The following is a 23772-nucleotide window of genomic DNA, read 5'->3' as shown; positions in this document are numbered from 1 at the left end:
CATAAATTTGACAATCATGCCCCTTTTAAAAGAAAAAACATCACCCAAAATACTATACACCTGCTATTCCCATACCAGCCGGGAGGGTGAGCAGTTTATTGCTGATCATGTGTTCGGCTATATCCTGTCGGGCAGCTCAGATATTTATGTGAACGGCAAAAATTATGTATTTAAGGAAGGCGATTTCAGGTTTATCCGTAAAAATCAGCTGGCAAAATTTGCCAAGCATCCTCCTAAAGACGGAGAGTTCAAAACCATATCTATTGTTATGGATAAAGAAACCTTACGCAGTGTAAGTGAAGAACTAAACCAGCACATGACCCAAACCTATACCGGTGAAAGTGCATTACTACTTCAACCAAATAACCTGTTCAGAAACTATATTGACTCTTTAAGTCCTTATATGCACGGCTCGGGCAATACCAATAAAATGCTGACGACCTTAAAGGTTAAAGAAGCTATAATGATACTATTGGAAACCAACCCCGAATTAAAGGACGTTTTGTTCGACTTTAGCGAACCCGGCAAAATTGACCTGGAAGCATATATGAACGAGCATTATAAATTTAATGTTGATATCAACCGTTTTGCTTATTTAACCGGCCGCAGTCTTGCAACTTTTAAGCGGGATTTTGAAAAGATCTTTAAAACGTCACCCAGCCGGTGGCTGCAGCATAAACGGCTTAACGATGCTTATTTCCTGATCAAAGAAAAAGGCTGGAAAACATCGGATGTTTATATGGAAGTTGGTTTTAAAGATTTCTCGCATTTTTCATTCGCCTTTAAAAAAGCTTACGGTGTTGCCCCGTCAAGGGTAAATTAACGAGCTATTTTTGATATTATATTTCCTTTTTCGTCCAAAATCCGGGGAATTTCATGCAAACTACAGATTGTGATTGTAATATTGTTACTATATACAAGCATCGCGTATTTGGCGCAACGCATTCTGTGTGGTAATCGCCAGGTATTTACAGTTTTATAAAACGCAGGTTTACATTATGGATAGGAAAGAGTTTTTATCATTGGTGGGTATTAGTGCATCCTCAGCATTAATAATGAGTTGTGTAGGGTGTTCAAAGGGTTCTGATAATCAAAGCAATCAATCATCTGTAAATGGTCCTACAGGAGTTGATTTTACTTTAGACCTTTCAGCATCAGCAAACGCCGCGTTATTAAGTAATGGCGGGTATTTAGCAACACAAGGCGTTTTAGTGGCAAAAACAAATGCCGGCGCATTTATTGCAGTGCAGCAATCATGTACACATGAAAATTATCCTTTGATGTATGAAGGAGCAAGTCAGCGGTTTTTTTGCAATAATCATGGCTCAGCATTTTCTGAGAAAGGAGTTGTTTTAAACTCCCCTGCAAATAGAAATCTTACCGTGTATAATACTTCAGTTACAGGAACAACGTTAAAGGTCTATTCTTAATAAAATAAAAAAAGAATTTCAAATGAAAATTTTAGCATTCATTATTATAGCGTTCATCTCAAATACCCCGTGGTTAGGCGATATTAATAAAGCGGAAACCCAGGCCCAACAAGAACATAAACTTATCCTGATCAACTTTTCAGGGTCAGACTGGTGCGGCCCTTGTATCCGCCTGCGCAAAGAGATCTTGGAATCATCAGAATTTCAAAATTTTGCATCAGATCATTTGGTTCTGGTGAGGGCAGATTTTCCGCGACAAAAGAAAAATCAACTTGATAAAGACCAGGTGAAACGTAATGAAGCATTAGCTGATAAATATAACCCGGATGGTAAATTCCCTTTTACTGTATTGATAGATGGAACCGGGAAGGTATTAAAAGAATGGGATGGCTTCCCTAATGAATCATCGGCGCAATTTGTTGAACAAATTAATCCCCTGTTAAGTGACAGCCATTGATATTACAGATATGCTTACTGTTTATCGCCGTGTTTTAAAGTTAATGGGCAACCGTTTTGAGATCAGCGTTGTTGGAGATAACCAGCATTTGGCCGAAGAACAGATTGATGCCGCCGTTGCCGAGATCAGCAGGATAGAAAAGCTGTTGACCACATTTAGCGATGATAGCCAAACAAACGAAATAAACCGGAATGCAGGCATTGAACCGGTAAAAGTTGACGAAGAGGTGTTTAACCTTATTGTGCGCTCATTAAAAATATCATCATTAACACAAGGCTCATTTGATATAACATATGGTTCAATTGATAAAAGCCTGTGGAATTTTGATGTTAACATGAAAACGCTGCCTGACGCTGAAACTGCCAAAAAATCGGTGAGCCTTATCAACTATCAAAATGTGATACTTGATCCTGAAAGAACCACCGTTTTTTTAAAAGAAAAAGGAATGCGAATTGGCTTTGGCGGAATAGGTAAAGGTTATGCTGCCGACAGGGCAAAATATATATTACAGCAGCTTGGCGTAAACAATGGTATAGTAAACGCAGCCGGGGACCTGGCAACCTGGGGTACACAACCCAACGGTAAGCCCTGGACAATAGCCATAGCAGCCCCTGATCAAAGCATGACTCCTTTTTCAACCCTTAACATTAGTAATATGGCTATAGCTACCTCGGGTAATTATGAAAAGTATGCCGTTATAAATGGTAAAAAGTACTCGCACACTATCGATCCAAAAACGGGTCTTCCTGTTGCGGGCATTAAAAGCGTGAGCATTATTTGCCCAAGTGCTGAATTGGCTGATGCCATGGCAACACCTGTAATGGTTATGGGCGTTAAAGTGGGCCTTGACCTTATTAATCAATTACCGCAAATGGCTTGCGTAATTATTGATGATTACAACCAGGTACACCGTACAAAAAATATCAACTTAAAAAACTAATATGATAAAGAAAAACACTATAGTGCTTTTTCTATTTAGCCTGGTAATTGTTTGCTCATTTGCTTCATGCAGTTCAGTTAAACAATATCAGAAGAATCGTTTAAACGATGCTGAAATGGAGCTTTCTGCACGTAAGGCACAAAAATTTGAACAAAGCTTTCAACTATACCGCGAAGGTGCGTCAGGCGCCAACGGCGGCAAAAGTGGCGGTGGCTGCGGTTGTAACTAATTTAAAAATCCCCTATTAAATGAGAAAAATATATTTAGGTGTATTGGCTTTGTATTTAGGTATATTATCATCCTATGCGCAAACAACACCCCCTGTTAAGGATAGTTCAAATTATCAGTCGCGTAAGCTTAAAGTTGATGAAATTAACTTTGTTTCGGCATATTATCATCAAAATGGTAATCACTCAGCGGTAACAGGAGGCATTGGCACTGAGAATTTAACTGATTTTGCTAACACGATTGATGTTCAGCTTTCAAAATTTAACAAAGCCGGCCGAAAAAATACACTCCTGTTTGAATTAGGCATTGATCATTATACATCTGCGTCTTCCGATAAAATTGATCCATACAGCATATCATCTGCCTCAAGGCAGGATACCAGGATTTATCCATCGTTAAACTGGACCCAATCAAACGAAAAAACTGGCAATGCATTCGGTTTCACAGGGTCCTACTCGCATGAATTTGATTACCAGTCATTTGGTGGCGGCTTTAACTTAACCCGGTTATCGGCCAATAAAAACACACAGTTTGATTTTAAAGCAAATGTGTTTTTGGATACATGGAAAGTTATCCTGCCCGTTGAATTACGACCGCCGGGTTATGGTTCAGGGTCGCATAAAGATGATAACAGACCCGTGGATAGTAAACCAAGAAACTCATTTAGCACAGCATTTTCAATTTCGCAAGTTATAAATACAAGGCTGCAGGCTTTATTTATCGTAGAGCCTTCTTATCAGCATGGGTTATTATCTACAGATTACCAGCGGGTTTATTTTAACGGAGATTTTGCAACCGGCGCCGGCCCCAATGGTGACATTTATAATGAACGGATTGAGAACCTGCCTGGCAGCCGCTATAAACTACCGATTGGCGTAAGGTTTAACTACTTTATTGACGACCATTTTATTGTCCGCACTTTTTACCGGTATTATATGGACAACTGGGGGATAAGGGCCAACACTGCCGAAGTTGAGGTGCCTGTTAAGTTTACTTCATTTGTTTCAGTAAGCCCGTTTTACAGGTATACCAGTCAACAAGGCACACGGTATTTTGCACCATACGGGCAGCATAACGTTACAGAAAAGTATTATACCAGTGATTATGACCTGTCTACCTTCAACAGCAACTTTGTTGGGCTTAATTTGAGGCTGGCGCCACCAAACGGCGTGTTTGGCTGGCAGCATTTAAATATGCTCGAGATCAGGTTTGGTCATTACATGCGTTCAACCGGACTAAATTCTAATATTGCTACCTTAAATTTAAAATTCAAATAAAGTCGTGATTAATATCAATAACCATACGTTGCAGTTTTATTAAAGCAACGTATGGTTACTGATCATTTACCGCCATTAATCATATCAGAAGTTATTCCCTTGCTATCTTTTCGTTCAGCTAAAAACACACCCCCCAGGTGTAATACAATAAATGAAAGTATCAGGTACATGGTGAATTGATGAATCTCCCTAATGGCATGTATTGCCTTAAGTGCTGGTACGTCATCCTCAAAAGCAAGACATAAACCGGTAGCGGCCATAGTGAATATAAAAAGATAAAATACGGCATAAAGTGTTTTAACCCAAAACTCATGCCTGGCTAATTCCCGGTTTCTTTTTGTAATATAATACTCCCTGTAAGCTATTTTAATTTTACGAATTAACTTTTGATCAGCTAGCTGAAAAAATTCTAACAGTATCCTGAATAGAACAAGCCCGGCCAAAACGTATCCGAAATAAGTATGTATCGCCCAAACTTTATCACTCAACTCGTGGGCAACAGATCTTGCCTGGTCATCAGTTACAGCTGCACCCGCGCCATGCAGCTGATCCTTTATAAATGCTGCATTATTCCCGGTATCAAGTAGCGTTGAATTAAGCAAAACGGTTAATAATGAACCTGTAATAACAATTGCGTTTAGCCAATGCCATAAACGTAATGATGCAGAATACTTTTTGTTTTGATTTGGATGCTCAATATCCTTTCGCTTAGGCTCCAGTACTACCATATGTTATATTATTAATTAGTATTTTAAATTGAATATCTGTTAACCCCTGTCCAACCCTTAAAATCTCCGGCCTAAAATAACTTTAAAAAGAGATCTGTCCGTAACCCCGGTTAATCCAAAACCATAACCGGCATTAAATTCCCAGTCTGGGCTAAAATTAAGGTCTGTTGCTATAAATATTTGATGTTCTTGTTGACGTATCAGATAGTAGTTAAAAAAAGGACCTGTGCTGCCATAATATTCCAATCCCAGGGCAACTACTTTTGAAACATCATAACTGCCTTTAATGTTTGGGGAAAAGATCAGGCCGAGGTGCTGGTCAGGTCCTTTAAAGCTTTGGTCTAAAGTTGGGTTTACTGAAATATACCAGCTCCCCCATTTTTTATCTATAATGGGCCTGATCTCCAAAGAGCTTGTATTAGCATCATATTGAGCCTTTTGAAAGCCAAATTCTAATGACAGGCTTACGCCAACCGGCCATTTCCAGCTTTCAGGTACAGCTACTCTGGGCCTGATATGCGAACCCACATACCCTGTTCGCCCATCATTACCTATAGTATTAAAAATATAAAAACCCGTTTCAAACCAGGGTGTCCAGCCATGTGTTATTTCAATAGTTTCATGAAAAACATGGTTGGTAGGTAAAACTCCATCTGCAATTGTCTTACTGCCATCAAAAGTAAAATTACTGTGCAATTCGAGCATTGTATGCCCTTTTTCTACAGTTTCTGATCCATAAACCTGGATCTCGTAGTTATCTTGTGCTTTTAACTTAACAGATAAGATTAAGCATATGCATATTGTGATGTAACATTTCGGCATTGTGATTTGTTAGTTGAATCTTATTTTAAAACTATATTATAAATCTGGAGTAAAATTGAAGTTGCAACCAGGTTTGCCAACTAAATATAGTGTAAATGCCCGGGTTTATACCAGGATGTTTCTTCAGCTTTACTTCAGAATCATTTAATAGCTTTAGTAAAAAAAGAAAATTGAAACTCCTGATAGTTGAAGATGAGCAAGGCCTGCGTGAAACAATAGAAAAATATTTCACCGAAGAAGGAAGTATTTGTGAAACATGTGGCAACCTGGAAACAGCGCTTCAAAAGATTGCTATTTACGAATATGATTGTATTGTATTGGATATTGGTTTACCAGATGGGGACGGGTTTACTATACTTGAGTATTTAAAATCAAATAACAAACAGGATTGTGTGCTGATTATTTCTGCACGAAACTCATTAGACGATAAAATAAGGGGGCTTAATATAGGTGCAGATGACTATATTACCAAGCCCTTTCACCTGGCCGAATTAAAAGCCCGCTTATTAGCTATTTTTCGCAGAAAAGCATTTGGCAGCACCAATGTCCTTAACTACAAGGAGATCAGTATTGATCTTTTAGGGCGGAATGTAAATGTTAATGAAAAGGCCATTGTTTTAACATGAAAAGAGTACGAAATGCTGCTTTACTTTATTGCCAACAAAGGTAAGGTAGTTTCGAAGAACGCTATTGCGGAACATCTTTGGGGTGATGAAATGGATATGCTGGATAGCTTTGATTTTATATATACTCATATTAAAAACCTGAGGAAAAAACTGGCAGATATAACCGGGAAGGATTTTTTTACTTCTATTTATGGCGTGGGTTACAAATTTATTTGATCATGAAATTAGCGGCACATTACAATAAAGCCAGTATTATTATTAGTGTCACCGTGTTATTAATATCAGGTATAATTTATTATATTATCATTAACCAGATTGCCAGGGAGCAACTTGACAGTAATTTATCAGAAGAAATAGCAGAAGTAATTGAATATGTAAACCTCAATCAACACCTGCCAAAACCGATTGATTTTGATGAGGACCAAACAACTTTTGTTAAAACAAACCTGGTTAAGTTTGATACTAAATTTTTTGATACGCCATACCTTAATCCCCGGGAGAAAAAAAATGAAAATGGCAGGGCCGTGGCCGCCCTGATCAAATTAAATGGCGAACGTTATATTGCAACTATTGTTGAATCACGGGAAAACACAGAATACCTTATTCAAATTATATTCATTATTACCTTACTATTAACCACGGTGTTGTTATCTGTCCTGATAATTACCAACAGGTATATTTTGAATGGGCTTTGGCGGCCTTTTTATTATATACTGCACCAGGTAAAAGAGTTTAACGTATCTGATAATAAAAAAATGGATATTATTCAAGCAAAGGCGGATGAGTTCACGGAGTTAGGAGATGCTGTTTCCAAAATGTCATCAAGGGTAACGGCAGATTATCATGGATTAAAAACTTTTACTGAAAATGCTTCACATGAAATAATGACGCCTTTAGCTGTTATTACTTCTAAATTGGATACACTGATACAGGATGAAACATTGAGATCTGATCAGTACGCCCAAATAACCGATATTTATTCGGCCACTAACAAACTTTCCCGGTTAAATCAGTCGCTCTTATTGCTTGTGAAAATTGATAATAATTTATTACATGATAACGAAAAGCTGAATATTAAATCCATCATCCTTGAAAAAATACAGCAATTCCAGGAACTGATTCAAAATAAAAACATTGAGTTGAACTATGCGCTTGATGAAGTTGAGGTCGCTGCAAACAAATATTTAACCGATGTTTTGATCAACAACCTTTTTAGTAATGCAATAAAGCATAATAAGGCCTTTGGACATATAAAAATAAGGTTGTCAGGCAATAAGCTGATATTTCAAAATTCCGGAGAAAGCCTCCCGCTTCAGCAAGCCACCGTTTTTACACGCTTTAATAAAGGAAGATCATCGGAGGGTACCGGCCTGGGGCTGGCAATTATGAAGAACATTTGTAACCAGCATAACTTTGCACTTAGTTATCAATATGTAAATGACCTGCATTCTTTTGAGATAAGTTTTGATTAGTTACAACCAAAAACAGGCCGATAGGCTAATGCCTGCAAACACATGGTAATAGCAGTTATTTTATCATAGCAAAATAGCAGGGTAAAATCTCAATTCCCAAATGATATAATAAACTTGGTTCCCTCATTTATCTTGCTTTTTATAGCTATGTGACCGCCAAGGCTTGTAATGTGGTTGTAAACTAAGTAAAGCCCTATTCCCTTGCTATCGGCATGATCATGAAACTTTTGGTTGAAGCCAAATATCCTGCCTTTTACTTTATCCATATCAAAGCCTATACCTTTATCAGCAAAAATTAATTGAGTTACGCCGCTAACTTTTTTGGTGTAAATGGAAATATCGGGAAAACTATCAGGTTTGGCATATTTTATTGAATTGGTGATTAAATTAAGAAATATGCTTTCCAGGTAAGCCTTATTAAATTTAACCCGTTCAATTGCCGAAAAATCAATATTTACCTCGGCTTTTGAACTTTTAATTAAGGATTGCAATGATTGCAGAGAGGCATTTAAACACTCATTTAAACTCAACTCTTCTATGTGTGCATTTAAACTGTTTTTTTGAATTAAAACGTCTACATAATTATTTAATGTTGTTTTTAAACTATCGGTAGTTATTTTAAGGATGTTAATAAATTCAAGTGTTTCCTCGTCCTGTATTTTTGAAACATCTAAAAGGCTAAAAACAGAGAGCAGATTACTTATCGGTGCACGCAAGTCGTGCGATGTCATATACGCAAGCTGCTTCAAATCGTTATTTAGCTGTGTAAGGTTTGTAAGCAGCAAATTGCGGTCTTCTTCAAGCTTCTTTTTGTGGGTGATGTTTTTAGCAATGGCGAAAACAACTTTCTCACTATCAACAGGCATCGATGTCCAGTGCAGCCATACAATTTCCCCGCTTTTTGTTACATAACGATTTTCAAAATGCAAAAGAGGAATGTCATTGATCAGCTTTTCCCGGTGCTGTGCTGTTATATGCTTATCTTCCTGGTAAATAAATTCGTGGATTGGTTTAGCAAGCAACTCTTCATTGGTGTAACCTAACAGTTTTGAAACGGCAGGATTTATCCGTTTAAAATACCCATCATATCCGGCAATACATAGCAGGTCAGGCGATAGGTCGAAGAATAGTTCAATATTATAGGTATTCTCTGAATTTTGCTTGTTCACTTTAATCGTCATCCTTTTTTAGAGTTGTTGTTCTTTTTAAAGTCATTTAGAAACAAAGAGAAAGATCAGAAAAATAGCATCAGCCATAGCAAAGCTTCTTCAACTATTAGTAATACGAGTATCTGCGCTTTAAAGATGCATTATTGCGATATGTTTTTTACTGCTTTCATTATCCTTGCAATGCTGAGTGCTCTTTTTGGAGCATTAGCTTACTGGGCAGGTCGACCAAAAATCTGTCATCCGTTGCAAATGAAGATCCCGCTTATCCTTATTATAGGGTCAAATATGGGGAATAATAAATTGTTTTAAACAGCGCAATATTTCATAACCTAAACATTAATCATTTCGTATAAAGCAATGGGTCGGTAAATTAATATAAAGTTCCAGCTAAAAAAGGGTAGCCCGGCAATGTTTTTAATACATGAAAAGAGTAATTATTGCTTTAACTTCAATAGTATTAGTTGCTACCGCAGCAATTGGTATTACGCACTATTATTCGGTAAAAATATTATCGGCCGGCAGGGCGTACACCAATTTTCAATCGCAATATTCAGCGGGCGAAAAAGATGCCACCCGGCATTTAATGAGCTATATCTATTCGCACGAGGAAACAGATTACCTGTTTTTTAAAAATGACATCAGTATCCCTAAAGGAGATAGCATTGCCCGCGAGGCATTATCAGCAGGAAAGGATATTAAAATAGCCCGCATAGGTTTTTTAATGGGGGGCAATCATCCTGATGATCTGCCTGAACTGATATGGTTTTTTAAAAAGTTTAAAAACGTGGATTTCTTTAAAGAAGCTATTCTTACATGGCAGCAGGCTGATATAATGGTGGCGAAGCTGGATGCAATAGGTTCACAGGCTTATAACAATATCCGTTCAGGTAAACCCATTGATAAAGAGGAACTCATCTTACAGATAAATACTATATCAGATAATTTGACCATTAAACAACAGAATTTTTCAGCTCTGCTTGGCACTACTTCACGGATGGTTGACCATTACGTTCTCATTGCCGATCTTTCGGTCTCAATCATTATCCTGGGATGTTCTGCATTGCTGGCCGGTATAATGCTCAGGAAGCTTCATACCTCAAAAAAGGTGATCATAGAACAAAATCTGTCGCTTAAAAATATGAACGAACGAATAAATAAGTTTGTTTATGGCGTTACGCATGATCTGCGCTCACCGCTGTCATCATTAACAGGCCTGGTTGCTGTGCTGGAACGTGAAAAGGACATCTCCAAAATTTCGGGCTATACTACAATGATGCGTGAAAGTATTCAATTACAGGATCAACACATTCAGGATGTTTTAAATACCATTAGTAACGATAGCAGAAAGGGTGCGGAGCTTTGTAATTTAGGTGAAATAGTAAATGATGTAATAAGCCAGAACAGTTTTTTTGCAGAAGGACAGAAAGTGAAATTTTTAAGTGAGCTGGAAGTATGGGAGCTTAAATGTAATGTTACTGATTTGAAAACGGTGTTTAATAACCTGATATCAAATGCTATTAAATATGCTGACTTTAACAAGCCTGAACAATGGATAAAAGTGCGGTCATACAGGAAAGATAAGCATTGTGTTATTGAAATTGAAGATAACGGCATAGGTATAAAACCTGAACAACGGGGCAGCATTTTTAATAAATTCTTTAAATCGGGCAGTAATAAAAAGAGCATGGGGCTTGGCTTATATTTTACCAAACAAGCTATTGAAGATATGAACGGGACGATAGCTGTACGATCATTATTAGGGGGCGGAACTTCGTTTATAGTTTCACTGCCGTTGTAATTATTTCAGCAAGCTGCTCCCGGTTGCCTATAGCATTCTTAACACCCAGCATTCCCGCGATCAGCGTATAAACATCAGCTGGCTTTTTACCAATTTCGCGCAGGTAATGTACCGAGACCGCTCCGGCAGACTTGGAAAGCTTTTTACCTTCGCTCATAAGCAAGGGGTGATGATAAAATGTGATATCAGAAAAACTATTTTTCCCGAGCGCATTTGCCAGTAAATGCTGTGCCAGTGTTGACGGCCACAAGTCTTCGCCCCTTACCACCAGATCAACCCCGAAAAAAAGATCGTCAATAACTGAAGTAAGCTGGTATGCCGGGAAACCATCCCTTTTTTTAACAACAAAATTGTGCATCTCTGCCGGCAGAGCAGCTTCAATCATTTGGCCGCCATAACTTTTAATCTTTAGATGCTTATTGTTTGATGTTAACAAACGCCAGGTTGAGTTTTCTGCAGATAAAGGATGCCTTTTGCCAGCACACAGGCACTCATTGCCCGAGTCTAACCAGCTGCGCGAACAGGTACAGGCAAAAACCAACCCTTCATCTGCTAATTGTTTAAGTGCGTCCCGGTACACGGGCATCCGGCGCAGTTGCGAATAATCATTTTCAAACTCTTTTAAATTACACGGACCTACATCCCAAGGGATCTCCAAAAAGTTCAGGGTATCAAAAATATCCTGCAGATACCGCTTATTCACCCTGGCCTGGTCCAGATCATCTATCCTCAACAATATTTTTGCCCCGCTTTTACGAGCCAGCCACGCAGTGACCGCAAATGACAGTACATTACCCAAATGCAGATAACCACTGGGGGTGGGGGCTATGCGGGTTTTGTTAAAACTTTGGAGCTTACCGGGCATTTATTTAATTGGATAAACATTAAATGTACTCATTCGGTGGCAATCTAAGGTGCTTTTCGATACATTGCTTTCTCCGGCTGAAATAATATGAACGGACAAATAAATTTCGCATCAGCTAATATTTGATGTTTTATTTTTCAGGGGTTTGAAAAATGATAGGATGTTAAATTCAGATTAAGAGAAAATAAACAAAACGGATTTTGTCTGCACTTTTATTTCGTAAATATTACCCCGAAATTATCATTCCGTTATGCAATTGTAATTCGCGTTTTAATTCAGAATTTACCCAGAATTGGGGCGGTTTCTTTGCGTTTTATTACGCACTTAGTTAAGATAAAATACCCCTGCATGAACCCGTTTTTACAATTTAAACACTACCTCGTACTATTTTTTTTACTTACAAGCTTCAACATTTCATCATTTGCCCAAACCATCAGGGGGAATGTTTCGGATGCAAAAACAAAAGAAACGCTTATTGGCGCCACTGTTCATATCGAAAAAGAAGATTTTAAATCAAATACCACTGTTAAGCTTGATGGCACTTATGTTTTTAAAAATGTTCCTGCCGGAAATTATAAACTACAAGTAAGTTTTATTGGATACAAAACCACCAGGGAATATACAGTAGAAGTATCGCAAACTAATATAGCAGTCTTAAATATTGCTATGGTTAATAACTCTACAGCGTTAAATGAAGTAACAATTACCGAGCATGCCAGCAGGGAAAGCGACAGGTCAGCCAGGAATGATGAAAAGAATGCTGATAATACCCTGAATGCGGTATCGGCAAATACAATAGCAATATCACCCGACGTGTTGGTTTCTAACGTATTGAGCAGGGTGTCGGGAATAACTATTGACAGGAACAATACCGGAGACGCAGAACATGTGATTATCCGTGGAATGGATAAACAATATAATACTACTTTAATAAATGGCATAAAGATCCCCAGCCCTGATAATAAGAACAGGTACGTGCCTTTAGATATTTTCCCGGCTGGCTTAGTTGAAAGAATAGAGGTTTCCAAATCACTTACGCCGGCAATGGAGGGCGATGCTTCGGGCGGCGTGGTTAATTTGGTAATGAAATCTGCACCAGACCGATTGAGGGTAGAAGGAGACTTTGGCACGGGTTATAGTCAATTATTTTTCAACAGGAGTTTCAGCAGCTTTAATGGCAGTACCGTTAATAGCAAGGCCCCGGGTGAATTAATGCCGGGATCACCAGCATTGATAAGCAATTTTCCATACCAAAACCTGTTAACCAAAACCGGAAATGCACCTCCAAATGCCAATGCAAGTTTAACGATAGGCGATCGCTTTTTGAATAATAAATTAGGAGTGCTTTTTTCAGGTACTTATCAAAACTTGTACCAGGGTAGTAACAGCTTTGTTGTTGTTCAGGAAAATACTGTAGGGCCATCGCCAGACATTAACACACCAAACCAGGAAACAGCTTTTCAAAGTTCTTATAACCGCCAGTATTCATCACAACTTAGCCGGTTAGGCGCAATAGCATCAATTGATTATAAATTTAATGAAAACAACGTTATAGATCTATTTGGCACTTACTTGCAATTAAATGAACACCGGGTGCGCCAAACCGAAAATTCAACTTATGGCGGATATTCATACCACGGATACTATGGCACAAACGGGGTTGATAATTTAACTGAAACCAGGACTGACCTGCAAAGTATTTATAACATAACCCTTAAAGGGAAGCATAAAATAAATAAGGCTTTTTCATTTGATTGGATTTTGGCAAACTCTAAAGCCAGTCATAAACAACCGGATATTGCAGAATTTAAAACCTCGTACCGAACAAATCCGGATACTGTTGTTGCTCATGGTTATAAGCAAGTGCCAGACCCCAACAACCCCGGTAGCAGAGTTTCTGTAACCCCGGACATCATAAATGATCCTGCATTGGTGGGTAATGAATCAAGAACATGGGCCCACAATACAGATAAAGATATTTCAGCTTATTTAAATCTTCATTTTGATACGAAAATTTTTGGCCGCAAAGCCTTATTTTCTGCAGGGGGAATGTTCAGACATAAAACAAGGGATAATTTTGTTGATAGTTATAGCTTACCTAATACCGTTGACCCCGGTACTAACAACGCTGAAACTTATGTTTCAATTCCGGCATCAACATTCACGTTTGATCAGCAGCCTTATAATGCATACGGCTCCTCAAGTACCGACCCCGGAGTGTACACCTTTACAGAAAATATAAAGGGCGTTTATGGAATGTTAAAATATTTTATAAACAGCCATTTCGATGTTTTATTTGGCTTAAGGTCTGAGAGTACAGATCAGAGTTATTATTCTAATCTGCCTGCAACATTTCCGGGAAAATCGGCAGCAATCTCCTATGTTGACTATCTGCCAAGCATTAATGCCAAATATTCCCTAACAGATAACCAGGCAATAAGGGCCTCTTATTTTCAATCGGTTTTACGGCCTGCCTTTGCGGATTTTATACCATATCCTGATGTAACAAGTGATAATCCTAATGCATTTTTAGGGAATCCTTATCTTCAGCACACTGTAATAAACAATTACGACTTAAGGTATGAGTTCTTTCCAGGTGTTTTTGATGAGTTTATGGCGGGTGGGTTTTATAAATACCTGGTCAATCCTATTGAAACAGTCCTTCAGCAAGGCGGGAGCGGGGCCACCTTGTTCCTTCAACCTGAAAACCTGGGTAATGCCCATAATTATGGAGTTGAACTTGAGGCAAAAAAGTTTTTTGGGAATATTGGTGTAGCTTTAAATTACACCTACACCCAATCGCAAATTACTACATCAAAAAGTATCGACGTTCAGGGAACTGTAGCTATGCGCTTGCAAACCAGGCCATTGCAGGGGCAGGCAGCCAATGTTGGCAATTTTTCCCTGTTATATAAAGATCAAAAAAATGGATTTGATGCGCAATTGTCTTTGGCATATACAGGCGAAAGAATAGCGGCTGTATCACAATATTTTAATTTAGACACCTGGGAAAAGGCGTCTACTTTTCTCGACTTTTCTGCACAAAAAACTTTAGGAAAACATTTTATTCTTTTTGTAAAAGCAAATAACCTCTTAAATACTCCTTACCAATTGTTTATCAAACAAAATAATACCAGCAATTATACTGGTTTATTGAAATATCCGCACCAGGAAAGTCCTAATTACACAACAGTAGAGTATGACCAATATTATTCCCGGTACAATTTGGGCTTAAGGTTCAAATTTTAATACAAATCAATAATTAAAATAATAGCAATACTTATTAATCATTCAATTCATCAGTTATGAAAAAATTAAAATTAATTTCATTTGGCCTGTCGTTTTTGGCGCTTGCTGCTTGCAGTAAGAAAAGCGATAAAGTTGTGGTGTCTGTACCACTAATCCAGGTAGGGAAGCCAATAAGCAACTCAGGAACATTGGCTGCAGGTACTTATAAGGGTACAATGCTGGCCAATGAGACTTATACTGTAGGCGGCGATATTACTATTAATGCAGGAGACACACTTTTAATACAAAAAGGTGTAACCATAAAAATGACCAATGGCGCTAACTTTATTGTAAACGGCGACTTAATTAGTTTGGGTACCAAAGATGCACCGGTTACTATTACCGACCCAAGCAAAACCAAACAAACAGGCGTATCTACAGTAGCCGCCGATCCGGCCTATGTAGGCGGATGGGGTGGAATTTACTGCAGTAACACCAGTAAATTAGTAGTGCTTAAATGGACGCATCTTGATTTTGGCGGCGCAGCTTTAAAAGCCCTTCCTTTTGCTGATGCGAACTCATTGAAAGCTGGCGCTCAATTCATTTTATACTTTGAAAACCCAACAGGTGTTTTTATAATGGAAGATTCATGGATCTATGGCTCACCTGATGATGCTACCCGGTTTTACGGTGGTTTCTTTAACATCATGAGAAATACGATGGAAAAATGCGGCGGAGTAGGCGGTGACGGTTTCAATGCCAAAGGCAGCGCTATTGGCAATATGGCCTATAATCTTATTATCGGTGGGGCAACTAATGGTACAAAATCAGCAAGTGATGGCACTACAGCAGGCGAATGCCAATTTGCTATGTATAATAATACTTACATTAACGATGGTTTCAGAAACACCGGGGTTTTTGGTGCAAGGAGCGGTTCTGTTGAGATAGAAAATAACTCAAGGGCCTTGGTTTATAATAACCTGATTGTTGATTGTGATTTTGGTGTACGTATTGCAGGCGGCCCTGGTGGTGCTAAAGTTTACCTGGCTGATACAACGCTAAACAATTCATCTGAAATTAAAAAAACTGCTTATGGGTATAATTTTTATTATGTTGATAATGCTGCCATGGCCAATCAAATTGTGCCAACAAGCATTGCTCAGCCGGTAGTTACTCATCCGCAGGCTACTGATATTCCAAATATGGCGGCTTTTTTACCAGGTTACACTTTTGGTGAAACTTATGATGGTGCTTCGCTGGTAGGAAAAAACAACCCAATGTTTGTAAATTATCCGCTTCCCGCAACCAGTAACTTCTGGGTAACACAGGCTTCTGTTGATGGTTATAATTTCCGCCTCCAGGCCGGTTCACCTGCAGCAGGCAAAGGAACAACCAATGCTGCTTTGATTAAGCCAATTACTACAAATATCCCTGTTGATCCAAACTTTGGTTCAAGCGAAATTACACTTCCCGGTGCAGATATGGGCTGTTACCAATTAAACGGAAAAGGAAATCAACACTAATACGAGTAAAACATGATCTTTAACATAACAACCCTTTTTAATAAAACATCAAAATGAATTATATTAAAAACGGGTTGTTATGTGTTTTAATACTTGCGGCAATTTCCTGCAAAAAATCAGGTAATTCAATTGTTCCAATAAAAGATCCTTCTGCAAACAATCCCCCGCCTGCCGGAGTAGTATTTTCAAAGCCATCCTACGATCCCTCTTCATTAGACGCCTCAAAGGCGTTTAGCCCCCAACCGGTTACCAACCCGCTTTTCAGGAAGGACCTGTTGGAAATATCGGGCGTCGCCGCAAGCAAAACAAATCCGGGGATCTTATATATTCATAATGATAGCGGTAACGCTAACCAGGTTTATTTAACTAATGGCAGCGGTGCAGATAATGGAACACTCACCATAACTCCATATGGTAACCGGGATTGGGAAGATATTGCTGTAGGGCCAGGCCCCATTGCAGGAAAAAGTTATATATACATTGGTGATATAGGCGACAATGATTCAAAATATGGGTCAGTGTTTATCTATCGTTTTCCTGAGCCCGATTTAAAGGGAACAGCTTTGCCCTTAATTTCGAACATTGCTTCTGTTGATAAAATAGAATTGAAGTATCCTGACGGCCCCCGCAATGCCGAAACACTAATGGTTGATCCACTTACAAAAGATATTTATATTGCCAGTAAGGAAAGTAATCTTTCAAAAATATATGTTGCCCGGTATCCGCAAAGCACAACCTCTCCTGCTGTTTTAACCCCGGTAGTTCAATTATATTTTAATAAGGCAACAAGTGGCGACATTTCACCGGATGGTACCGAAATTTTACTTCGGAGCAATGAATTGATATGGTATTGGAAACTTCCTACAGGCACCGGCATATCAGCAGGATTATTAACTAAACCACAACACGCGCCATATATTAATAATGAGCCGCAGGGCGAAGGGATTGGTTTTGCCGCAGATGGTTCAGGATATTATACCGATACCGAGGTAAGAGATCATCCCGGGAAACCGGCCACCGTCTCTTTTTATAAAAGAAAGTAGGCGGGAAAGAGTTGAAATTCAAATTTAATTAATCTTATTTTTATGCAATACCAATTTAAAAGCGTGCTTAAAACTCAAAAGCCGTTAATTACACTAACTGTTTTATTATTGATAACTATTAGCTTAATCTGCCCAAAAATGGCTGTATGCCAGGATGATGGATCGGCTATTATACAAATGGTATATACATCCGACGCTCATTACGCACTGACACGAAAAAAATTTCAGGGTGATACGAATGTGAGCGCCCACATGGTGAATGCAGCCATGATCAGGAAGATAAATAGCGTACCCGGGTTAACACTACCTGAAGATAAGGGTGTGAGTTCGGGTGGAAAAGCAGGACCTGTTGATTATTTGATCCAAACAGGTGATATCGCCAACCGGATGGAGATCCCTTACCAAAGTGCTGCAGCCAGCTGGTCGCAGTTTGAAACGGATTATATCCATGGAGTAACATTAAAAGATCATCAGCATAAGCCTGTTAAACTTTTATTGGCCCCGGGTAATCATGATATAACAAATGCAATAGGCTCAGCTAAATTAATGAACCCCAAAACCGATCCCACTGTTATGGTGAAGATCTATAACTTAATGATTAAGCCCGCTGAACCTAAAACAAACGATAATTATAATTACGCTAACGATAAGATCAACTATTCATTAAATATGAAGGGCGTACATGTGATGTTTATTACGCTGTGGCCGGACTCTGCAGAAAGGATCTGGATGCAAAAAGATTTAGATACCGTGGATAAAACAACACCGGTTATTATTTTTTGTCATGACCAGCCAACATGTGAAGCTAAACATTTCACAAACCCGGTTTCGCCATACAATATGACCAGTACCAACAAATTTGAAAATCTGACTGCCGAGCGTTATAAGGAGGGGATTGTTGCAGCGAGTGACAACGGTGCCACCGATATTGAACAACGCGGATGGGTTAAATTTATAAAGGCACATGCTAATATAAAGGCATACTTTCATGGCAACAGTAACTGGAATGAGTTTTACAACTACAAAGGGCCGGATAATGATGTTGATTTAAACGTTTTTAGGGTGGATTCGCCAATGAAAGGAGATGTCTCGGCTAAAGATGAAACAAAGTTGTCATTTCAATTGATCACAATGGACACCAAAAAGCAAATTATGACCGTTCGGGAATGCTTATGGAATACACTTCCTTCTGATCCCGCTCAAAAACCTGTCTTTGGCGAAAGTATGACAGTTTCTTTGAAGGTTAACAAATAGTAACGTTGTTATGAAGCAGGTTTTTTCTTAAAATCAGTAGGATTCATTCCCCGGTATTTTTGAAGATGCGGTTGAGGTGGCTTTTATCAGTAAAACCAAATTCATCGGCAATTTCCGTTATCCGCATATTACTGTGGAGCAACCTGTTTTTTACACATCAGCCAGCTCGATCCAAACCGGGCAATGGTCGCTTGTCTTTTCCCATCCCCGTACATCACGATCGACGCCAGCAGCAGTTAAGCGGCTGTTCAGGTGTGGGCTAAGCAGGAAGTGATCAATGCGTAAACCCGCATCACGCCCATATGCATTGCGGAAATAATCATAAAATGTATAGATCTTTTCGTGTGGGTGAAGTTTGCGGATTGCGTCTGTCCAGCCCTGATCAACAAGTGTTTTAAAGGCCGCGCGGGTTTCAGGCCGGAACAATGCATCATCCACCCAGCGCTCAGGTTTGTACACATCAAGTTCCGTAGGCATAACATTATAATCTCCGGTCAAAACCACAGGCATGCCAGATGCAAGCAATTCAGCCCCATGAAGCGTCAGCCGGTCAAACCAGCGCAGTTTATAGTCGAACTTTGGTCCGGGAGCAGGGTTGCCGTTTGGCAGGTAAAGGCAGCCAATAGTAATGCCATTTACAACTGCCTCAATATAACGGCTGTGCTCATCTTCAGGATCACCAGGAAGTACCCGCCTCACCTCATTGACATCGCTGCCACGCGCCAGGATGGCTACACCATTCCAGCTCTTTTGCCCATGCCAGATTGCATTATACCCTGCATCCAGGATAGCCTCCTCCGGAAATTTTTCCTGGGGTGCTTTAAGCTCCTGCAGGCAAACAACATCCGGAGCTGTTTCATTAAGCCAGCGGAGGAGTACCGGCAGCCTTCCGTTAACTCCGTTTACATTGTAGGTTGCTATTTTCATGATATATTTTGATTTGGGTTGAGGATATTATTATAAAAATCAAACCATATTTAATAGGATACTAAGCTAATAAAAAAAGCCGTTATGCTTTAATAAACGGCTTTGCAGGCCAACGGAAATATTTGGCTTTGTATATGTCATGATATATTCTATCAGGCAACTTCCTGAACTGATGGCAATGAAAAATAAAAACTGCTTCCTTCGCCAATTGCGCTTTCAACCCAAATGGTGCCCTGTTGTGCTTCAATAAAGTCTTTAGAAATAGCCAGCCCCAAACCGGATCCTGATTTGTTCTGACCGTCTGTTGGCACCTGGAAATAGCGTTCAAATAAACGTTTCTGATATTGTTCATCAATACCTCTGCCAAAATCCTTTACCGCAAAAATTACCTGGTTGTTTTTTTCGTGAAGCTCAATAACAACCTTTGATTTTTCTCCGCTGTACCGCAATGCATTCGAAAGAAAGTTAACCAGTACCCATGCGGTTTTTTCCATATCTACCTGTACTTTTGGAAGATGTGCATCAGCTTTTACCTGTAAGCCGATCCCTTTTTGCTCTGCCTGGAATTTTACTGAGTCAAGCGCATAATTAACAATTTCCAAAGGATCTGAAAGAACGAAATTTAACTGGATATTGCCTGTTTCTACCTGGGACAGATCAAGCAGCTCACTGGTTATTTTTAGTAAACGGTCGCTGTCATCTTTAATATGCTCAACCAGTTCCAGCTGTTGCTCATTCACAGGGCCTATGCGCTTGTCCTGTAATAGTTTTAAACTCATTTTGATGGAAGAAATGGGCGTTTTTAGCTCATGGGAAATAGTTGCGATAAAATTGGTTTTAGCTTCATCCCGCTCTTTAAATTCAGTTATGTTCCGGAGCATATAAACCCGCCCAACTGATTTACTGCCAATGCTCAATACATCTTCTGGTGTTGCATCCAGGTTAGGAATTACAATTTCCCGGCTGTCAAGCTGAAAATAAGATTCTTTACCATTAAGCACAATCTTAAATGATTTAATGGTTTGGTTTTCAATGATTGATTTAAACAGGTCGTTTGTCGCCGTAAATTTATTTACGTTTTGCCCTACCAGCTTTTTTTCTTTCAGATTTAAAACATCTTCAGCAACAGTATTGATAAACAAGATTTCTTGTTTTTCATTGACACCAATGATCGCGTCCTGCATTTGCTCGATAATTGTTTCAATCCGTTGCTTTTCAGAGAGTACCGTAGCCAGGTTACTATTTTCCCATTCTTTTAACCGGTCTGTCATTTCATTAAAGGCAGCGGCCACATCTGCAAACTCGTCATCGGTACTGAAATTTAGCCGTTGATCATAGTTTTTTTGACTGATCTCCCTGATTCCGTCTACCAGTTTCTTAAGCGGATTGGCTATAAACCCGGGGAAGTTGACACTAAAGCTGAACAGTATCAGGAAAGTAAACGTCCCGACCAGGCCCAATAAAACCGTAGCCTTATTTACCGAAGCCTGTGCACGATCATTTTTACGCACAATGGCCTTCATGTTTAACAATTCAACCTCTCGCAGCCGGGCCCTGGCCTGGTACTGTGCGTTCTCCTGATCTGCAGCGCTGCTGTTTGGGGCCTTCAATATGTTAAATGCTTTTCTTAAACCGGTAGTTGCCTCCGTCTCCCCCTTTTCGGTAATATTATTTTCCTGCCGCACCAGCTGGCTTTCAAAATCCGTTATCGCCATGCTGTTTAATGGCAATTTATTTTCATCCAGCACAGTCCGCATTTCGCGGGCAAAACTTAATGACTCATAGTTGTTTTTCAGAATTACTTTTGCGCTGTCTGAAATTTCATGGATATAAAATATGGCTACGATCCCGAAGGAAAGAACGATCAGGAAAAGGAATCCGAATCCTAACCGTAATTTATTTTTGATTTTCATTTTATTAGCTTTTTAATTATTTACCGGTCATGACAAAATAACCAGGTCGGTTGCTGTTGCTGCTATTTTCTTTAATAACTCGTTAAATACGGCCGTTCGCAATATTACCTGGAAAAGGTTTAAATGCGGTTTGCCAATGCATATTGTAGTGATCTCTCTTTCTTCGGCCACATTCATTATTGTTTGTGTAACCTGGTCGCTTTTAATTTTTACAACTTCGCCGCCAAGCTCCGTTGCCAGTTTAAAATTATTGATCAGGTGGCGTTGTTTATCCAGTTTTATCCGGTCGCCGCTTTCGCTGCTGCTTTGCACATATAAAACTATCCAGGGTGAACGATAATAAGACGCCAGCCGGGCCGTTTTACGGATCACCACCTTTGCCGTTTCCGCATTGGACGAGATACAGGCCAAAAACTTTTCAGGCCTGAGCTTAATTTGCTTTGGTATTTCAATGTCAATCTTTCTTTCCACATGGTGCGCTACTTCTTTCAGCGCAAGCTCCCGTAGTTGTAAGATCTTATCAGCCTGGAAGAAATTTTGCAATGCGGTGTTCACCTTGCTTTTGTCATAGATTTTTCCTTCTTTCAACCGGTCTATCAACTCATCGGCAGTAAGGTCAATATTAACAATTTCGTCTGTTAGCTCCAGCACTTTATCGGGGATCCGCTCGGTGATCGGGATTCCCGTGATCTCTTCAATTTCCTGGTTCATGCTTTCCAGGTGCTGAATATTTACAGCAGAAATAACACTGATCCCGGCTTCCAGTATATCCAGCACATCCTGCCAGCGTTTACTGTTTTTGCTGCCTTCCACATTACTGTGTGCCAGCTCATCAACAATAACAACTTCCGGGTGCCGGTTCAAAATGGCAGGCAGGTCCATTTCTTCGAGTTCCTTACCTTTATAAAAAATTTTTCTTCGTGGTATAACCGGCAATCCGGCTAATAAACTAGATGTTTCAGCACGATTGTGAGTTTCTATATAACCAATTTGAATATCAATACCGTTGCGTAAAAGTGCATGAGCTTCCTGCAGCATCCGGTAAGTTTTGCCCACACCGGCGCTCATGCCGATATAGATCTTAAATTTCCCCCGCCTGGATTTTTTTACCAGCTCAATAAAGGCTTTAACCTCATCATTCTTTTCTTCCGTTTTCATTGTAATTAAAATGAAACCGCTAAGCTGCCTGTAATTAATGGATTGTTTGCAACGTAACTATTATCTTTCAAAATATTTTATCTTTACTAGTGTTAAGTCAAACTTCTGACTTAGAACTCAAGACTGTCGACTCAAGACTAAGCGTCAATTCATGATTGACGCTACACTATTATAGGTCTTTCCTTCCAACCTTATATTACACTAATATAATTCTTCTTATTGCTTAATCAATATAAAGCAGAAAGCTGGCCATAAGATCAAATAACCGGCTTTCTGCTGCAGATGGTCTATTTCAACTGGTCAAGCGCTACGTTTAATTTTAGCACATTAACTTTCGGGGGGCCGAACAAACCCAACAAAGGCGCTTCAATATGGCTATCCACCAATGAGGCAACTTTTTGCTCATCCAGCTTCCGGAATTTTGCCACCCTTTTTACCTGTATTTTTGCAGCTTCGGGAGACACGTCCGGGTCCAGCCCGCTGCCGGATGCGGTAACCATGTCAGCCGGAATATCACTGCGCTTAAGGTAGGGGTGATATTTTAAAAGAGTGTCAATCCGGTTAGAAACATCTTTCAGATAATCAGGATTGCTTGGCCCTTTGTTGGATCCTGCTGACCCGGCTGCGTTGTAAGCCACAGCCGATGGCCTGCCCCAAAAATATTGGGGTTTGGTGAAGCTTTGCCCTACATTAGCGTAGCCAACTACTTTGCCGTTCACCACTATTGTTTCACCATCGCCTCCTCCTTTGGAGAGTTTTCCGGCCAGCGTAATAAATAATGGGTAGATAACACATAATACTATGGTAAGTACGATGGTGATCCTTATGGATGGAATAATATACTTTTTCATTGTGTTTAATTGTTTTTTCAATTGCAATTCAGCTATCATGAGCGCTATTAGTTTATTAAAAGG

General features: G+C 39.4%; 23 protein-coding genes. 14 read left to right on the top strand and 9 right to left on the bottom strand.

Annotated features, from left to right (window positions below):
- Positions 1 to 16: 16 nt before the first annotated feature.
- The 6 genes from JWQ54_RS19485 to JWQ54_RS19460 all read left to right on the top strand — a co-directional run bounded on the left by JWQ54_RS19485 (position 17) and on the right by JWQ54_RS19460 (position 4332).
- A complete protein-coding gene (locus tag JWQ54_RS19485) occupies positions 17 to 823 on the top strand; it encodes an AraC family transcriptional regulator (RefSeq protein WP_299588250.1) in 807 nt (268 codons plus the stop codon).
- A 175-nt stretch (positions 824 to 998) separates the two neighbouring features.
- Positions 999 to 1430: a ubiquinol-cytochrome c reductase iron-sulfur subunit gene (locus JWQ54_RS19480; RefSeq protein WP_299588248.1), complete on the top strand. Its 432-nt coding sequence runs from the start codon at positions 999 to 1001 to the stop codon at positions 1428 to 1430.
- Positions 1431 to 1452: 22 nt separating this feature from the next.
- On the top strand, positions 1453 to 1887 hold the full coding sequence (locus tag JWQ54_RS19475) for a thioredoxin family protein (RefSeq protein WP_299588246.1): 435 nt from the start codon (positions 1453 to 1455) through the stop codon (positions 1885 to 1887).
- Between the two features lie 43 nt (positions 1888 to 1930).
- Positions 1931 to 2827 carry an FAD:protein FMN transferase gene (locus tag JWQ54_RS19470; RefSeq protein ID WP_299588352.1) on the top strand — a complete coding sequence of 299 codons (897 nt, stop codon included), beginning with the start codon at positions 1931 to 1933 and terminating at the stop codon, positions 2825 to 2827.
- A 1-nt stretch (position 2828) separates the two neighbouring features.
- The gene (locus JWQ54_RS19465) at positions 2829 to 3056 is read left to right on the top strand and encodes a DUF4266 domain-containing protein (protein ID WP_299588243.1); all 228 of its coding nucleotides are present in this window, start codon (positions 2829 to 2831) and stop codon (positions 3054 to 3056) included.
- Between the two features lie 19 nt (positions 3057 to 3075).
- Positions 3076 to 4332, top strand: a complete 1257-nt coding sequence (locus JWQ54_RS19460) for a DUF3570 domain-containing protein (RefSeq protein WP_299588205.1) — start codon at positions 3076 to 3078, stop codon at positions 4330 to 4332.
- Between the two features lie 62 nt (positions 4333 to 4394).
- Here the strand turns inward: JWQ54_RS19460 and JWQ54_RS19455 are convergent, their stop codons facing one another.
- Both JWQ54_RS19455 and JWQ54_RS19450 read right to left on the bottom strand, forming a co-directional pair.
- The gene (locus JWQ54_RS19455) at positions 4395 to 5060 is read right to left on the bottom strand and encodes a cytochrome b/b6 domain-containing protein (protein ID WP_299588203.1); all 666 of its coding nucleotides are present in this window, start codon (positions 5058 to 5060) and stop codon (positions 4395 to 4397) included.
- A gap of 57 nt (positions 5061 to 5117) precedes the next feature.
- The gene (locus JWQ54_RS19450; RefSeq protein ID WP_299588201.1) at positions 5118 to 5882 is read right to left on the bottom strand and encodes a hypothetical protein; all 765 of its coding nucleotides are present in this window, start codon (positions 5880 to 5882) and stop codon (positions 5118 to 5120) included.
- Positions 5883 to 5977: 95 nt separating this feature from the next.
- Between JWQ54_RS19450 and JWQ54_RS29225 the strand changes: the two genes are divergently transcribed.
- Genes JWQ54_RS29225 through JWQ54_RS19440 form a run of 3 tightly spaced genes read left to right on the top strand, consistent with a single transcriptional unit; the run spans position 5978 to position 7980 of the window.
- Positions 5978 to 6508 (top strand): response regulator transcription factor, encoded by a 531-nt coding sequence (locus JWQ54_RS29225; protein ID WP_367187115.1) that lies wholly within the window; start codon positions 5978 to 5980, stop codon positions 6506 to 6508.
- Positions 6509 to 6520: 12 nt separating this feature from the next.
- Positions 6521 to 6724, top strand: a complete 204-nt coding sequence (locus tag JWQ54_RS29220; protein WP_367187114.1) for a helix-turn-helix domain-containing protein — start codon at positions 6521 to 6523, stop codon at positions 6722 to 6724.
- A 2-nt stretch (positions 6725 to 6726) separates the two neighbouring features.
- Positions 6727 to 7980, top strand: a complete 1254-nt coding sequence (locus tag JWQ54_RS19440; protein WP_299588200.1) for a HAMP domain-containing sensor histidine kinase — start codon at positions 6727 to 6729, stop codon at positions 7978 to 7980.
- Between the two features lie 89 nt (positions 7981 to 8069).
- On the opposite strand, the gene JWQ54_RS19435 is transcribed toward JWQ54_RS19440, so the two are convergent.
- Entirely contained in the window at positions 8070 to 9161 is a 1092-nt protein-coding gene (locus tag JWQ54_RS19435; protein ID WP_299588198.1) for a PAS domain-containing sensor histidine kinase, read from the bottom strand.
- Between the two features lie 409 nt (positions 9162 to 9570).
- Here JWQ54_RS19435 and JWQ54_RS19430 point away from each other — a divergent pair, with 409 nt between their 5' ends.
- Positions 9571 to 10947, top strand: coding sequence for a HAMP domain-containing sensor histidine kinase (locus tag JWQ54_RS19430; RefSeq protein ID WP_299588196.1), 1377 nt, complete (start codon positions 9571 to 9573; stop codon positions 10945 to 10947).
- Here JWQ54_RS19430 and JWQ54_RS19425 read toward each other — a convergent pair.
- Positions 10925 to 11812, bottom strand: a complete 888-nt coding sequence (locus JWQ54_RS19425) for a glutamate--tRNA ligase family protein (protein WP_299588194.1) — start codon at positions 11810 to 11812, stop codon at positions 10925 to 10927. The two genes, JWQ54_RS19430 and JWQ54_RS19425, sit on opposite strands and share 23 nt — an antisense overlap.
- A 348-nt stretch (positions 11813 to 12160) precedes the next feature.
- On the opposite strand from JWQ54_RS19425, the gene JWQ54_RS19420 reads away from it, so the two are divergent.
- The 4 genes from JWQ54_RS19420 to JWQ54_RS19405 are packed head-to-tail and all read left to right on the top strand — an operon-like array spanning position 12161 to position 18860.
- Positions 12161 to 15061, top strand: a complete 2901-nt coding sequence (locus tag JWQ54_RS19420; protein ID WP_299588193.1) for a TonB-dependent receptor — start codon at positions 12161 to 12163, stop codon at positions 15059 to 15061.
- A gap of 56 nt (positions 15062 to 15117) precedes the next feature.
- Positions 15118 to 16563: a hypothetical protein gene (locus JWQ54_RS19415; protein ID WP_299588191.1), complete on the top strand. Its 1446-nt coding sequence runs from the start codon at positions 15118 to 15120 to the stop codon at positions 16561 to 16563.
- A 53-nt stretch (positions 16564 to 16616) separates the two neighbouring features.
- Positions 16617 to 17606, top strand: coding sequence for a hypothetical protein (locus JWQ54_RS19410; protein WP_299588188.1), 990 nt, complete (start codon positions 16617 to 16619; stop codon positions 17604 to 17606).
- A 42-nt stretch (positions 17607 to 17648) separates the two neighbouring features.
- A complete protein-coding gene (locus JWQ54_RS19405; RefSeq protein WP_299588186.1) occupies positions 17649 to 18860 on the top strand; it encodes a metallophosphoesterase in 1212 nt (403 codons plus the stop codon).
- 43 nt (positions 18861 to 18903) lie between these two features.
- Here JWQ54_RS19405 and JWQ54_RS19400 read toward each other — a convergent pair whose 3' ends face one another.
- The 5 genes from JWQ54_RS19400 to JWQ54_RS19380 all read right to left on the bottom strand — a co-directional run bounded on the left by JWQ54_RS19400 (position 18904) and on the right by JWQ54_RS19380 (position 23709).
- Positions 18904 to 18987, bottom strand: a complete 84-nt coding sequence (locus JWQ54_RS19400) for an AraC family transcriptional regulator (protein WP_299588350.1) — start codon at positions 18985 to 18987, stop codon at positions 18904 to 18906.
- Between the two features lie 23 nt (positions 18988 to 19010).
- Positions 19011 to 19787 (bottom strand): exodeoxyribonuclease III, encoded by a 777-nt coding sequence (gene xth, locus JWQ54_RS19395; RefSeq protein ID WP_299588184.1) that lies wholly within the window; start codon positions 19785 to 19787, stop codon positions 19011 to 19013.
- Positions 19788 to 19939: 152 nt separating this feature from the next.
- Positions 19940 to 21700: an ATP-binding protein gene (locus JWQ54_RS19390; RefSeq protein WP_299588181.1), complete on the bottom strand. Its 1761-nt coding sequence runs from the start codon at positions 21698 to 21700 to the stop codon at positions 19940 to 19942.
- A 27-nt stretch (positions 21701 to 21727) separates the two neighbouring features.
- Positions 21728 to 22858, bottom strand: a complete 1131-nt coding sequence (locus JWQ54_RS19385) for a sensor protein KdpD (RefSeq protein WP_299588180.1) — start codon at positions 22856 to 22858, stop codon at positions 21728 to 21730.
- Positions 22859 to 23145: 287 nt separating this feature from the next.
- Positions 23146 to 23709, bottom strand: coding sequence for a K(+)-transporting ATPase subunit C (locus JWQ54_RS19380; RefSeq protein WP_299588178.1), 564 nt, complete (start codon positions 23707 to 23709; stop codon positions 23146 to 23148).
- Positions 23710 to 23772: the final 63 nt, after the last annotated feature.

Source organism: Mucilaginibacter sp., from assembly GCF_028288225.1.
GTDB lineage: Bacteria > Bacteroidota > Bacteroidia > Sphingobacteriales > Sphingobacteriaceae > Mucilaginibacter.
The sequence above is the reverse complement of the archived record's forward strand: the minus strand, read 5'-3'. Positions and strand labels throughout refer to the sequence as shown.

Bases quoted from the DNA above. Each gene is read 5' to 3' on its own strand.
- JWQ54_RS19485 (WP_299588250.1), top strand. From the start codon at position 17: ATGCCCCTTTTAAAAGAAAAAACATCACCCAAAATACTATACACCTGC.
- JWQ54_RS19480 (WP_299588248.1), top strand. From the start codon at position 999: ATGGATAGGAAAGAGTTTTTATCATTGGTGGGTATTAGTGCATCCTCA.
- JWQ54_RS19475 (WP_299588246.1), top strand. From the start codon at position 1,453: ATGAAAATTTTAGCATTCATTATTATAGCGTTCATCTCAAATACCCCG.
- JWQ54_RS19470 (WP_299588352.1), top strand. From the start codon at position 1,931: ATGGGCAACCGTTTTGAGATCAGCGTTGTTGGAGATAACCAGCATTTG.
- JWQ54_RS19465 (WP_299588243.1), top strand. From the start codon at position 2,829: ATGATAAAGAAAAACACTATAGTGCTTTTTCTATTTAGCCTGGTAATT.
- JWQ54_RS19460 (WP_299588205.1), top strand. From the start codon at position 3,076: ATGAGAAAAATATATTTAGGTGTATTGGCTTTGTATTTAGGTATATTA.
- JWQ54_RS19455 (WP_299588203.1), bottom strand. From the start codon at position 5,060: ATGGTAGTACTGGAGCCTAAGCGAAAGGATATTGAGCATCCAAATCAA.
- JWQ54_RS19450 (WP_299588201.1), bottom strand. From the start codon at position 5,882: ATGCCGAAATGTTACATCACAATATGCATATGCTTAATCTTATCTGTT.
- JWQ54_RS29225 (WP_367187115.1), top strand. From the start codon at position 5,978: ATGCCCGGGTTTATACCAGGATGTTTCTTCAGCTTTACTTCAGAATCA.
- JWQ54_RS29220 (WP_367187114.1), top strand. From the start codon at position 6,521: ATGCTGCTTTACTTTATTGCCAACAAAGGTAAGGTAGTTTCGAAGAAC.
- JWQ54_RS19440 (WP_299588200.1), top strand. From the start codon at position 6,727: ATGAAATTAGCGGCACATTACAATAAAGCCAGTATTATTATTAGTGTC.
- JWQ54_RS19435 (WP_299588198.1), bottom strand. From the start codon at position 9,161: ATGACGATTAAAGTGAACAAGCAAAATTCAGAGAATACCTATAATATT.
- JWQ54_RS19430 (WP_299588196.1), top strand. From the start codon at position 9,571: ATGAAAAGAGTAATTATTGCTTTAACTTCAATAGTATTAGTTGCTACC.
- JWQ54_RS19425 (WP_299588194.1), bottom strand. From the start codon at position 11,812: ATGCCCGGTAAGCTCCAAAGTTTTAACAAAACCCGCATAGCCCCCACC.
- JWQ54_RS19420 (WP_299588193.1), top strand. From the start codon at position 12,161: ATGAACCCGTTTTTACAATTTAAACACTACCTCGTACTATTTTTTTTA.
- JWQ54_RS19415 (WP_299588191.1), top strand. From the start codon at position 15,118: ATGAAAAAATTAAAATTAATTTCATTTGGCCTGTCGTTTTTGGCGCTT.
- JWQ54_RS19410 (WP_299588188.1), top strand. From the start codon at position 16,617: ATGAATTATATTAAAAACGGGTTGTTATGTGTTTTAATACTTGCGGCA.
- JWQ54_RS19405 (WP_299588186.1), top strand. From the start codon at position 17,649: ATGCAATACCAATTTAAAAGCGTGCTTAAAACTCAAAAGCCGTTAATT.
- JWQ54_RS19400 (WP_299588350.1), bottom strand. From the start codon at position 18,987: ATGCGGATAACGGAAATTGCCGATGAATTTGGTTTTACTGATAAAAGC.
- xth (WP_299588184.1), bottom strand. From the start codon at position 19,787: ATGAAAATAGCAACCTACAATGTAAACGGAGTTAACGGAAGGCTGCCG.
- JWQ54_RS19390 (WP_299588181.1), bottom strand. From the start codon at position 21,700: ATGAAAATCAAAAATAAATTACGGTTAGGATTCGGATTCCTTTTCCTG.
- JWQ54_RS19385 (WP_299588180.1), bottom strand. From the start codon at position 22,858: ATGAAAACGGAAGAAAAGAATGATGAGGTTAAAGCCTTTATTGAGCTG.
- JWQ54_RS19380 (WP_299588178.1), bottom strand. From the start codon at position 23,709: ATGAAAAAGTATATTATTCCATCCATAAGGATCACCATCGTACTTACC.